Consider the following 12299-nt stretch of genomic DNA (forward strand, 5'->3'; position numbering starts at 1 on the left):
TGTCCTCCCTATATAAGTTTTTAAAATACGGATGAATGATTTTATAGTGTATTCGCTCAAATTGTTTCATCTCCTCCCATTATATCTTTTTTCAAAAAAGTGGAAAACTCAAAAAGGCGAAACGCAAATGCGTTCCGCCTTTCAGTGCCTGCTAGAGCAATTGGGTAGAGAAATTATTTCATTACGTGAATAGGATGACCTTCAACCAGTTCAGCAGCTTCCATGACGATTTCGCCAAGGGTTGGATGCGCATGAATAGTCAAAGCGATATCTTCAAGTGTTGCGCCCATTTCAATTGCCAAACCAAGTTCAGCGATCAAGTTAGAAGCTTCGATACCAACGATTTGTGCACCAAGCACAAGGTTGTTTTCGGAGTTAGCAACAATTTTGATGAAACCTTCTGGGCTGTTCAAAGATACGGCGCGGCCATTCCCTGCAAATGGGAACTTACCAGCTTTCACTTTGTAGCCTTTGTCTTTCGCTTCTTTCTCAGTCAAACCAACGCTTGAGCATTCAGGATCTGTAAACACAACTGCTGGAATGACTTTGTAGTCAACAACAGATGTAAGTCCTGCAATCGCTTCTGCGGCAATCTTACCTTCGTAAGAAGCTTTGTGAGCCAACGCCAGACCTGGAACAACGTCGCCGATAGCGAAGATGTTAGGAATGCTTGTGCGACCTTGGTGATCGACTTTGATCAATCCACGCTCGTCGAGCTCAAGACCGATCAGGTCTAGTCCAAGTTCACCATCAGTGTTAGGACGACGGCCTACAGTTACAAGCAAGTAATCCGCAGTAACTTCTTTGGATTCGCCACCAACAGAATATTTCACGGTAACTTCCTTGTCGTTCTGTACAGCACTTTCAGCTTTAGCGTTAGTTACGATTTCGATGCCAGTTTTAGCCATGTTTTTCGCAACAAGACGAGTCATATCTTTATCAAAGCCTGGAAGTACAGTATCCAAACCTTCGATGATTGTTACTTTAGTACCGAATTTGGAGTACATTTGGCCAAGCTCAGCGCCGATGTAACCACCACCGATTACGATCATGCTCTTCGGAATTTCTGGAAGCTCAAGAGCTTCAGTCGAAGACAAAATGCGTCCACCGAATGGGAAAGGTTTCAATTCAATCGGACGGGAACCTGTTGCAATGATACAGTGTTTGAAGCGGTAACGTGGGGATTCATGATCATTGAACACACGTGCTTCTGTGTCGCTGATAAACATGCATTCGCCGTTAAATACTTCAATTTTGTTGCCTTTCATCAAGCTAGTCACGCCGCTAGTCATTTTCTTAACTACGCCGTTTTTGAACTCTTGAGTTTTAGCAAAATCCACTTTAACGTTCTCAGCAGTAACACCGAAAACTTCACCATGCTTAGCAGATTCGAACTGATGTGCAGCAGCAATCAGTGCTTTAGAAGGAATACATCCACGGTTCAAACATACACCGCCGAGTTCCGATTTATCCACGATGAGGACTTTTTGGCCGAGCTGGGCGGCACGAATTGCCGCCACATACCCACCAGGACCTGCACCAATGACCAATGTGTCAATATCTAGAGAAGCGTCTCCTACTACCATAATTATACCTCCATAACCAGCAGCTCAGGATTATTGAGCAGCGATTTAATGTAGTTCATAAAGTTTTGAGCAGTCGCACCATCGATAATACGGTGGTCAAAGCTGAGTGACAACGCCATTACAGGAGCAACTACGATTTCACCATTCTTAACTACTGCTTTTTCACTGATACGGCCAGTTCCGAGGATAGCCACTTCAGGGAAGTTAATGATTGGAGTAAAGAACATACCGCCAGCAGAACCAATGTTACTGATAGAGATCGTGCTGCCCTTCATTTCGTTAGCAGACAATTTACCGTCACGACCACGAACTGCAAGGTCAGTGATGCTGCTAGCGATCATCCAGATGCTCTTACGGTCAGCATCTTTGATAACTGGAACGATCAAGCCGTTTGGTGTATCAGTAGCGATACCGATGTTGTAGTATTTCTTGTAAACAATCTCGCCTGCTTCTTCATCAATCATAGCGTTAAGCGCCGGGAATTGACGGGAAGCTGCAACCAATGCTTTAACAATGAACGGAAGGTAAGTAACCTTAACGCCTTTTTTCTCAGCGATTGGTTTCATACGTGTACGGAATGCTACCAGTTCAGTAACATCTACTTCGTCCATAATTGTAACGTGCGGTGCAGTGTAAGCCGATTTAACCATTGCATTGGCGATCGCTTTACGAATGCCCTTGTAAGGTACACGTTCTTCTTCAAGACTAACATTACCGCTCGCTGCTGCAGATGTTGCTTTAGCTTCAGTTTTAGCAGCCTTAGGAGCTTCAGAAGCTGCCGCTGCAGGTGTTGCCGCTGCCGCAGGTGCTGAACCACCTTTCAAGAATGCTTCAACGTCTTCACGAGTGATTTTGCCGCCTTTTCCAGTTCCGTTCACTTTAGAGATATCCACTTTTTGCTCACGAGCAAATTTACGAACGCTTGGTGTAGCCAACACATCACGGTCAGGCGCAGGTGCTGCACTAACAGATCCACCTTGTTTAGCATCAGATGGGCTAGTTGCTGCAGGGGAAGAAGTGGTATTTGCACTTCCTTTTGCTGCATCTGCTTCTGCGGAAGCATGACCTGCTTGTTCAGGAACGTCACCTTCTGCAGCAATGATAGCTACAACATCGCCAACACGGCATACTTGACCATCTTTAGTCAGAACTTCCAACACAGTACCGTTCACTGGACAAGGAACTTCAACTACTGCCTTGTCATTTTGAACTTCCATGATGATATCATCATCGGTTACTTTGTCACCGGCTTTGATATGCATTTTGATGATTTCACCTTCATGCAGACCTTCACCCAGTTCTGGGAACCGATATTCAAAGTTCGCTGATTTAGCATTCGCAGGAGCTGGTGCAGCAGGTGCAGGTGCAGCTGGAGCTTCTTCAGCAGCATGACCTTCTTGCTCAGGCACGTCGCCCTCAGCTTCGATAATAGCTACAACTTCGCCAACACGGCAAACTTGGCCATCTTTAGTCAAAACTTCCAACACGGTACCGTTCACTGGACAAGGCACCTCAACTACCGCCTTATCATTTTGAACTTCCATTACGATATCATCATCCGTTACCTTGTCACCGGCTTTGATATGCATTTTGATGATTTCACCTTCATGCAAACCTTCACCTAGTTCAGGGAATCGGTATTCAAACTTTGCCACTTTGAAAACCTCCTTGTGAAATTGGGACTGACCTTATGGTTAGAATTCAGAAGAAGAAACGACGTTGTCATCCATAAAGGATGACAACCGTTTCTCATAGAAAAAAATATTTTAGAAATCCAAAACTTTCTTCACGCCTGCAATAATACGCGCAGGGTTTGGAAGCCATGTATCTTCAATTTGTGCGAATGGATATACTGTGTCCGGACCTGCGATCCGAAGAACAGGTGCTTCCAAGTGCAGCAATGCTTTTTCGTTAATTTGCGCAATAACCTCAGCAGCAACACCGGAGCTCTTTTGAGCTTCTTGTACTACGATAGCACGGTTAGTCTTCTTCACAGACGCTACAATAGTGTCGATGTCGATTGGACTTACAGTACGAAGGTCAATAATTTCAACGTTAATGCCTTCTTTTTCGAGTTGCTCGGCTGCTTTGGTAGCTGTATGTACCATCAGCCCGTAAGTAATGATAGATACATCAGCACCTTCACGTACTACGTTAGCTTTGCCAAGTTCAACAGTGTATTCACCTTCTGGCACTTCAGCACGGAATGCATGGTAAAGGTTCAAATGCTCCATGAAGAATACAGGGTCATTGTCGCGGATAGACGCGATAAGAAGTCCCTTAGCATCATATGGGTTTGAAGGAATTACTACTTTAATACCCGGGCTTTGTGCAATCAAACCTTCGAGTGAATCCGTATGAAGCTCAGCAGCCTTAACTCCGCCACCAAAAGGAGTACGGAATACGATTGGAGCATTATATTTACCGCCAGAACGCCAGCGCAGACGTGCCGCTTGAACAACGATCTGATCAAGTGCTTCAAAGATAAAACCAACGAATTGAATTTCTGCAATTGGGCGGAAGCCTTGTACACCAAGACCAAATGCCAGACCACCGATAGCGGACTCAGCTAGTGGAGTATCAAAAATACGATCTTCGCCAAATTCCTTTTGCAGCCCTTCCGTTACACGGAAAACGCCACCTACATTACCAACATCCTCTCCGAAGATAAGAACGTTAGGGTCACGATTCAGTTCAACGCGCATCGCGTCGCGGATCGCTTCTTTCATATTCATTTGTGCCATTGCCTGATATCCCCCTTATTCAAAATCGGCTTTTTGCTCTTCCAGATGTTTAGGTGTTACTTCGAACATGCTGTCGATCAAGCCAGGTATAGTCATTTTTTCGGTTTGTTCAGCTTTTTTAATCTGCTCGTTAACAGTAGCTTTCGCTTCGTCTTTCACGCGCAGCGTATCTTCTTCAGTCCAAAGACCTTTCTTCTCCAAATACTTGGCAAGACGGTTGATTGGATCCTTTTCGCTCCATTGTCCTTCTTCTTCTTTCGAACGATATTTACTTGCATCGTCAGAAAGGGAGTGTGGACGGAAACGGTAAGTTACAGCTTCGATCAATGTAGCACCTTCGCCATTACGTGCACGCTCAGCAGCGTCACGAACAGCACTGATTACTGCAAAGATGTCCATGCCGTCAACTTTAATTCCCGGGATACCAGCTGCAACCGCTTTGTGAGCGATCGATTTGGAAGCTGTTTGTTTTGCGAATGGAGTCGTAATCGCGTAACCGTTGTTTTGAACAAAGAAGATAACAGGCAGTTTAAAGCGACCAGCAAAGTTCAAGCCTTCATAGAAGTCGCCTTCAGAAGAACCGCCATCACCAGTGTAAGTAATTGCAACACTCTTTTGTTTCTTCAATTTAAAGCCCATTGCAATTCCTGTAGCGTGCAGGATTTGCGCGCCGATGATAATTTGTGGCATCAATACATTAACGCCATCAGGAATAGCTCCACCATGTTGGTGTCCACGGGAATATAAGAATGCTTGGTACAATGGAAGTCCGTGCCATACTAGCTGCGGAATATCACGGTAGCCTGGGCATAAGAAGTCTTCTTTCTCCAAAGCGTACTCGCTACCAATCATAGTAGCTTCTTGACCGGATACCGGTGCGTAGAAACCAAGACGGCCTTGACGACCAAGATTTACTGCACGATCATCCCAAGTACGGGTAAATACCATACGATACATAATTTCTTTCAGTTGATCGTCGGTTAAATCAGGCATTTTATCCTTGTTGATAATTTCTCCATCCGGGGAAAGTACCGTTAGAGCCTCGACGTCCTCTGTATACACTTCATAAGGAACTTTACTCATTATCTTCACCTCAATAAAAAAATTTGAATATCAGCTGCCTCTGTTATAATATTATTATACACCTGTTTGGTTACTTTCGTCAAAGAAATACTTATAAAATTTATATTCCTTTAAATTTTGTATGTATAACAGGTGATTTATTTTTATATAACAGTTTAAAGCTTTTGGAACAAGTAAATGATTAATCACACAGTTACTCAGCTATTCATTTTAGAGCAAACCGTTGTGCATTGCAAAATTCGACAAGAAAGGTGACGTGGCAACTATGAGCGATTCTGTTTTTCTGAAACGCACAATTGTAAAAGAAACGCTTTGGAGTAAACATCTGCAGGAGGAACGTAAATTACGCATCTATCTCCCTCCCGGCTACAACGAAGTCTTGAGCTACCCAGTGGTGTACTGCCAAGACGGCGAAGAGTTCTTTAACTTTGGCCGCATCGCTACACTCGCTGGACGTCTTATTATAGAAGAAGACGTGGAGCCCTTCATCATTGTTGGTGTCGAAGTAGACGTCGCTGTTCGCACTCAAGAATACGCTCCTTTTGGCAGCAGATTCAAGCAGTACTTATCTTGCTTTTCCGAAGAGATTATTCCCTTCATTGAACAAAAATATCCTGTGCGCCGTACTCCGGACGAACGAATCTTAGCAGGTGACTCCCTTGGGGGCAGTGTATCGCTCCATCTTGCACTTGCTTATCCTGCGATCTTCACACGTATCATCAGCCTTTCCGGTGCATTCTATCCTGAATCCCGCGACATGCTGGCTAAAGAAGAGGATCTCTCCTGGCTCAACATTAATATGGTCGTTGGTCTGCAGGAAACAGACTACAAAACGGATACTGGCATTTATGATTTTGTTCAGATGAATCGAGAAACAAAAACATTGCTTGAATCACGCGGAGCAACCGTATCCTACCGAGAGAAAGACGGACTTCATCTCTGGGGTTTCTGGCAGAAAGAGCTACCAGAATCTCTACTCTATTTCTTAAACGCATAATGACCTATTGATAGTAGTAAATAGTGAACATCTAAAGAACAGTATGTAGATTACTTGATTGCGCTTACAGTTAAATCCAGCAATTTCCCTCGATTTACCATATGAATCATACAGAGAGAGCTGTAATCCGAATGGGTTACAGCTTTTCTCTTATCATTCTTTCCAGCAATATGTCACAGCCCGCGTTGATCAAATCATATACCTGTTCAAAATTACCTGTAAAATACGGATCCGGCACTTCGCGCAGCTCCTCCTCAGGCAATAAATCCATGAAGAACATTAGCTCGGCGTCTTTCCCGCCTGGAATCTTTCGAACATTCTCTCCATTAGACTTGTCCATGCAGACGATATAGTCAAATTTTTGAAAATCTTCACTGTCGACTAGCCGCGCTAACATGTTCTCATAGCTAATGTCGTTCTGATCAAGGATACGTCTTGTTCCTTCATGCGGCTCTTTTCCTATATGCCAATCTCCAGTTCCCGCTGATTCTACAAGAATCTTATCAGATAGTTCTCGTTCATTAATCTTATGCCGCAGAACAGCCTCCGCCATTGGTGATCGACAAATATTACCCAGACATACAAACAGTACTCTTACGATTTCGTTCACCTCCCAGTTGTTAAACCTAATTATATGTGAATTTATACTCAAAAGATCGCACACTCTCATTTTAGCGTTCTCGAGGTCAATTGTGCAACCTTTCGATCTGCATTATACTGGACAGGATACTCAACAAGAGGTTTAAGAGGAGGAATGGATGTTATGTCATCCAAACGAGTCGTAATTTTTGCAGGTGGAGAACTGTCTCCAGAATATTTCAACCTATTAGATGAAGATGATTTTATTATCGGTGCGGATCAGGGAGCGCTATTTCTCATTTCACACGGATATAAACCAGATATAGCAGTAGGTGATTTTGATTCCGTTTCGCCTGAAGCGCTTCAAGATATTGAATCCAAAAGCAAGAAGACTATCACCTGTGATGCCGTGAACAAAGATTTGACAGATAGCGAGATGGCGCTAGATATTGCGATGGATCAACAACCCGATTCTATTCTACTATTAGGTGTTACAGGTACTCGAATTGACCACTCCCTGGCTAGCATTCAAATGATGACAAGAGCCCTACAACGTCAAATCAACTGCTACGTCATGGACACGCATAACTATATAACCCTTACAGGATCCCAAGCAGTTATCAACGATTTAGGCTATACCTACGTTTCTTTACTGCCTTTAACCCCAGAAGTATCGGGTATTACCTTAGAAGGATTTCAATATCCATTGACTAACGCTACACTAAAGCTTGGACAATCACTTGGTGTGAGTAACAAACTGGTTTCATCCTCAGGGACGGTTACCATTCGAAGTGGATTGTTGCTGATCATTCAGAGTAAAGACTAGATACATAGAGATCATGTTTAACGTAAAAATGCTACTTTTTTATAGTTTAGAAACATCATTGTAACTTTTATCTCAAATTCGAAAAAGCCGTAAAAACTCTTTTGTACCAAGGGTTTTCCGGCTTTTTTAAAATCCTATTACATCAAATTATTAATTTTTTGTAACTTTTAATGAATTTTTAATAAAACGCTTACAACCCATACCCAGCCTCACTTTATTGCACCTCTTCCAATTTTTATGTCATAGATAACCTGCTATACTACGAATCAGGCAAGCAAGACAGACAAACACAACAACAAAGACTAACACCTTGGAGGTAATACAACATGAATAAACAACAATGGATTAAAAAAGCGATTGTTATAGGTATGGTTACTACAATGGGCTTGGGTACAATGATGGCAACAGGCGTAGGCGCAACGAAAGTTGAAGCAGCTTCCGTATCTAAAGGTCAAAGTGTAGTGAATCTCGGGAAGAAATATATGGGAGTGCCTTACAAGTTCGGTGCATCCACTTCTACTACTAAAGTTTTTGACTGCTCTTCTTTTACAAAATACATCTTTAAACAATATAACGTAACACTGCCTCGTACGGCTGCAGCGCAATCAAAAGTAGGAACAGCCGTATCTAAAGCGAATCTTCGTGTAGGCGATCTCGTATTCTTCTCCAGCGGTAGCAGAGCAACTGGTAAAAACGTAACTCACGTTGCTGTTTATGCCGGCAATGGTAAAATTCTGCACACTTACGGCAAACCTGGTGTTACGATTTCCGATCTTAACTCCGGTACTTGGAAAAAAACATATTTAAAGGCTCGCCGCGTACTGTAAACAACGACTCTGTAGTAGAGTTCAAACTATAATAGAGAAATAGTCTCAGGATGTGGTGCCGCCTTCGGGCGCCCTCATTACATATCCTGTTCCGCGAACGGTGTGAATCAACTTGTTCCGGTGACCTTTATCCATTTTCAAACGGATATGTCTGATGTAAACATCTACAACATTGGTATCTGCGTGAAATTGGTAACCCCATACTTCCTTAAGTATCTCGATGCGAGAGCATATCATTCCTTGGTTCGCAGCGAGATAATACAATAGATCAAATTCTTTGGGTGTCATTTTTAACTCGATCCCGTCGCGACTTACAAACCTGCGGCTGGGATCGAGCATTAAACCATCGACTCTCAGTATTTGATTTAAATTTCGACGCCGTCCAGTAAGGGTTAACAAATTTAGAATTCTGTGTTTGAATTCACCGGTATGTAAAGGCTTTGTCATATATTCATTACCCCCGGCTGAGAACGCCGAAACTGCCCCAGTTCCAGATTCAGATTGTTCACCGGAAATCACCATTACCGGTAGTATCATCCCCTCAGCTCTTACAGCGGAAATTATGTCCCAGCCTTCCCAAGTCCCCACCTCGCATAACTCAGCAAGCAGCAGTACCGGTTCTACTTTTGATATGGATAAGCGGAGATCCTCGGGATCTTCGCTTTTTGTTGCTTCAAGTCCAATATCTTGTAGCACACTTTCTATAACGGTTCGATCTTCTTCTCTACTACTGCTATCAGCCATATACCATATTATTTGCTCAATCACAAAGTTCCCCCATATCCATATGACTTGCACCAGCATCACTGCGGTACGTATAGAATTCCCGGAAAACAAAAAGACCATTCCTAAGAAATGGCCTGAACACCTATTTACAGCTTCTTTATCCAAAATATCGATGATAAAAGCTCCGAGCAGCAGCAATATCTTTTGTTCCATGAATCAACGCTCTACCATCAGCAAAAATTACTAACCGATAAGGCCCTTCTATAAAAGAAACCAGATAAGCGTTGCTGTCCACACTTCCGCTTCCTAAACGAGACAAACGATCCGCAGTTTCCTGCAAGTTAAGCTTCTGTGGTCTCGCAGGTCGAATTTGTACTGTATCCCTTCCACAAAGAACATCGCCTCGTTCGGTATTCGCTGCCATTAGATAGGGGTAGATCGGATGACTCCCACAAGAAGGGCAGTTTTTCTTTTTGGCAGCTTTCACTCCAATTTCATGGTATTCATTCCGCCACACATCAAACGTTAACAGTTTGTTTCTTAATTGATCTTTACGCTGACCTAGTAGTTTCAGCGCCTCTGCCGTTGCATTTGCCGTAACTAGTTGTACTGCTTGCGGAAGTATACCTGCGGTATCACAGGTATCACCTCCTAGCGGTACTGTACCTAGAAGACAATGGAGACATGGAGTTTCTCCTGGCAAAATCGTATAGGTTATTCCATAACTGCCTACACATGCACCATAGATCCAAGGAATACCGTGCTTTTGCGCCATATCATTAATAATGAGCCGAGTATCAAAATTGTCTGTACCATCCATGATCAGATCAACCCCTGAAACAAGCCCTTCCAACTCTTCGGCACGAACATCTATAACATAGGCTTCAATAACGACCTCAGAATTAATCTGTTGAAGTCTGCGCTGCGCAGCAGCAGCCTTAGGCATACGTTCAATAGCATCTACCTCAGTATAGAGCTGTTGCCTCTGAAGGTTACTCCACTCTACATAATCACGGTCAGCTAAAATAATTTTGCCTACCCCGCAGCGTACCAGCGTCTCTGCAATCCCTGTACCAAGCGCACCTGCTCCCACTACTAAAACACTAGACTGCGCGAGCCCTTCTTGTCCCTCTGCTCCAAATGGCGCAAATCGCACCTGACGAGAATAACGATCTTCACGACCATCTGTATGAATCATTCGGTTCCCCTCCCCGTATCCAAAAACCGGAGAACAGCAGAACGTCTGCTATTCCCCGGGAGTATGATGATTCTATACTTGTACTGCTGACCACTGTTCAACATCCCAAATTTTCGTAACCCAATCTTCATAGAAATCAGGTTCATGGGAGACGAGCAGGACTGTGCCTTTATATTCTTGTAATGCCCGCTTCAGCTCTGCCTTGGCAATAACATCAAGGTGATTGGTAGGTTCATCGAACAGAACCCAGTTGCTCTCACGCATCAACAGCTTACAGAGACGGACCTTAGCTTGTTCGCCACCACTCAGCATGCTAAGCGGTCGGGTAATATGTTCATTTTTCAGACCACAGCGAGCTAGATGTCCACGCACTTCATTCTGAGTTAGACTAGAAAATTCATTCCAGACATCCTCAATAGGTGTAAGATTAGCTGCTTTCACTTCTTGCTGGAAATACGCTGAGTTCAGATAATCTCCTAGATAGGTTTTACCGCTATATGTTGGAATCACGCCAAGAATAGTCTTCAGTAGCGTCGATTTACCAACACCATTGCAGCCAGTTATAGCGATCTTCTCTCCACGTTCAATGGTCATGTTCAGCATAGGTAGAAGCGGACGGTCGTAACCAATTTCGAAATCAATGCCTTCGAAGACTGTTTTGCCACTGGCACGGCTCTCTTTAAACTTAAAGGTAGGTTTTGCAGCTTCTTCTGGTCGATCAATTCGATCCATACGATCCAGCTGTTTCTCACGGCTCTTCGCCCGTCCAGATGTGGAGGCACGAGCTTTGTTACGCTGAATGAAATCCTCTTGTTTCTTAATAAAATCCTGTTGTTTCTCATAAGCATCTATGTGTTGGATCTTATTCATCTCGGCCATATTCAGGAATTTCTCGTAGTTCGCAGTGTATCGAGTAAGTTTACCGAACTCCAGGTGATAGACCACATTTACGACTTTATTCATGAATTCCGTATCATGAGAGATCAATATAAATGCATATGGATATTGCTTCAAATAGTTAGTTAACCAGTCGATATGCTCAACATCCAAATAGTTGGTAGGCTCATCCAGCAATAGTACATTCGGTTTCTCAAGCAGAAGCTTCGCGAGCAGAACCTTTGTGCGCTGACCCCCACTTAGTGAAGCGACATCACGGTCAAGTCCAATGACGGATAGGCCAAGACCATTCGCCATTTCCTCCACTTTTACATCAATAAGATAAAAATCTCCGATGTCCAGCTGTTCCTGAATGTCCCCCATTTGCTCGAGTAACATCTCTAACTCTTCAGGAGAAGCGTCGCCCATCTTTTCAGTTATAGTTAGCATTTCCTGTTCCAGCTCTAAAAGTGGCAAGAAAGCGTCCTTCAATACATCACGGATGGTTTTCCCTGGCGTTAAGATCGTATGCTGATCCAAGTAACCGTAACGGACGCGAGGCGTCCACTCTACTTTTCCACTATCCTTCAACAGTTTTCCAGTCAAAATATTCATAAGCGTCGATTTTCCTACGCCATTTGCTCCTACGATTCCTACATGTTCACCCGGTAACAACCGGAAAGAAACATTTTTAAACAACGTCCGATCCCCAAAATTGTGGGAAACGTCTTCTACACTAAGTAAACTCATAAATTCTCCGCAAGCTCCTGTCTATACTTAAATAATGCGTAATAAGAAGAAACGACGTTGTGGTCTTTTAAAGACGACAAACGTTTCTCGTAAAAATATAAGGATAA

At 43.4% G+C, this 12299-nt stretch carries 11 protein-coding genes; 3 read left to right on the forward strand and 8 right to left on the reverse strand.

All coding sequences use genetic code 11. The features are described 5' to 3' along the window. Window positions 1-173 precede the first annotated feature (173 nt). The 4 genes from lpdA to pdhA all read right to left on the reverse strand — a co-directional run bounded on the left by lpdA (window position 174) and on the right by pdhA (window position 5413). Entirely contained in the window at window positions 174-1586 is a 1413-nt protein-coding gene (gene lpdA, locus NYE25_RS07010; RefSeq protein WP_042188806.1) for a dihydrolipoyl dehydrogenase, read from the reverse strand. Between the two features lie 2 nt (window positions 1587-1588). Further along, a complete protein-coding gene (locus NYE25_RS07015) occupies window positions 1589-3241 on the reverse strand; it encodes a 2-oxo acid dehydrogenase subunit E2 (RefSeq protein WP_076283552.1) in 1653 nt (550 codons plus the stop codon). 111 nt (window positions 3242-3352) lie between these two features. After that, window positions 3353-4330 (reverse strand): alpha-ketoacid dehydrogenase subunit beta, encoded by a 978-nt coding sequence (locus tag NYE25_RS07020; protein ID WP_042188810.1) that lies wholly within the window; start codon window positions 4328-4330, stop codon window positions 3353-3355. Between the two features lie 15 nt (window positions 4331-4345). After that, complete coding sequence (gene pdhA / locus NYE25_RS07025; RefSeq protein WP_042188812.1) at window positions 4346-5413, reverse strand: pyruvate dehydrogenase (acetyl-transferring) E1 component subunit alpha; 1068 nt, start codon at window positions 5411-5413, stop codon at window positions 4346-4348. Window positions 5414-5678: 265 nt separating this feature from the next. Here pdhA and NYE25_RS07030 point away from each other — a divergent pair, with 265 nt between their 5' ends. Next, the gene (locus tag NYE25_RS07030) at window positions 5679-6410 is read left to right on the forward strand and encodes an alpha/beta hydrolase (RefSeq protein WP_076298745.1); all 732 of its coding nucleotides are present in this window, start codon (window positions 5679-5681) and stop codon (window positions 6408-6410) included. A gap of 136 nt (window positions 6411-6546) precedes the next feature. Here the strand turns inward: NYE25_RS07030 and NYE25_RS07035 are convergent, their stop codons facing one another. Beyond that, window positions 6547-7011 carry a low molecular weight protein-tyrosine-phosphatase gene (locus NYE25_RS07035; protein ID WP_341147694.1) on the reverse strand — a complete coding sequence of 155 codons (465 nt, stop codon included), beginning with the start codon at window positions 7009-7011 and terminating at the stop codon, window positions 6547-6549. A 162-nt stretch (window positions 7012-7173) separates the two neighbouring features. Here NYE25_RS07035 and NYE25_RS07040 point away from each other — a divergent pair, with 162 nt between their 5' ends. After that, window positions 7174-7815, forward strand: coding sequence for a thiamine diphosphokinase (locus NYE25_RS07040; protein ID WP_341145533.1), 642 nt, complete (start codon window positions 7174-7176; stop codon window positions 7813-7815). A 326-nt stretch (window positions 7816-8141) separates the two neighbouring features. Continuing rightward, the gene (locus NYE25_RS07045) at window positions 8142-8642 is read left to right on the forward strand and encodes a C40 family peptidase (protein ID WP_076283549.1); all 501 of its coding nucleotides are present in this window, start codon (window positions 8142-8144) and stop codon (window positions 8640-8642) included. 45 nt (window positions 8643-8687) lie between these two features. On the opposite strand, the gene NYE25_RS07050 is transcribed toward NYE25_RS07045, so the two are convergent. From NYE25_RS07050 to NYE25_RS07060, 3 genes are all read right to left on the reverse strand, one after another. Continuing rightward, window positions 8688-9581, reverse strand: coding sequence for a response regulator transcription factor (locus NYE25_RS07050; protein ID WP_341124966.1), 894 nt, complete (start codon window positions 9579-9581; stop codon window positions 8688-8690). Beyond that, window positions 9526-10566 (reverse strand): ThiF family adenylyltransferase, encoded by a 1041-nt coding sequence (locus tag NYE25_RS07055; RefSeq protein WP_339265070.1) that lies wholly within the window; start codon window positions 10564-10566, stop codon window positions 9526-9528. Before NYE25_RS07055 ends, NYE25_RS07050 begins: the two co-directional genes overlap by 56 nt. 72 nt (window positions 10567-10638) lie before the next feature. Then, window positions 10639-12192 carry an ABC-F family ATP-binding cassette domain-containing protein gene (locus NYE25_RS07060; protein ID WP_042188823.1) on the reverse strand — a complete coding sequence of 518 codons (1554 nt, stop codon included), beginning with the start codon at window positions 12190-12192 and terminating at the stop codon, window positions 10639-10641. Window positions 12193-12299: the final 107 nt, after the last annotated feature.

Origin of the sequence: Paenibacillus sp. FSL E2-8871, assembly GCF_038000345.1 — a bacterium.
In the GTDB taxonomy this organism is placed as follows: domain Bacteria; phylum Bacillota; class Bacilli; order Paenibacillales; family Paenibacillaceae; genus Paenibacillus_AQ.

Bases quoted from the DNA above. Each gene is read 5' to 3' on its own strand.
- lpdA (WP_042188806.1), bottom strand. From the start codon at position 1,586: ATGGTAGTAGGAGACGCTTCTCTAGATATTGACACATTGGTCATTGGT.
- NYE25_RS07020 (WP_042188810.1), bottom strand. From the start codon at position 4,330: ATGGCACAAATGAATATGAAAGAAGCGATCCGCGACGCGATGCGCGTT.
- pdhA (WP_042188812.1), bottom strand. From the start codon at position 5,413: ATGAGTAAAGTTCCTTATGAAGTGTATACAGAGGACGTCGAGGCTCTA.
- NYE25_RS07030 (WP_076298745.1), top strand. From the start codon at position 5,679: ATGAGCGATTCTGTTTTTCTGAAACGCACAATTGTAAAAGAAACGCTT.
- NYE25_RS07040 (WP_341145533.1), top strand. From the start codon at position 7,174: ATGTCATCCAAACGAGTCGTAATTTTTGCAGGTGGAGAACTGTCTCCA.
- NYE25_RS07045 (WP_076283549.1), top strand. From the start codon at position 8,142: ATGAATAAACAACAATGGATTAAAAAAGCGATTGTTATAGGTATGGTT.
- NYE25_RS07050 (WP_341124966.1), bottom strand. From the start codon at position 9,581: ATGGAACAAAAGATATTGCTGCTGCTCGGAGCTTTTATCATCGATATT.
- NYE25_RS07055 (WP_339265070.1), bottom strand. From the start codon at position 10,566: ATGATTCATACAGATGGTCGTGAAGATCGTTATTCTCGTCAGGTGCGA.
- NYE25_RS07060 (WP_042188823.1), bottom strand. From the start codon at position 12,192: ATGAGTTTACTTAGTGTAGAAGACGTTTCCCACAATTTTGGGGATCGG.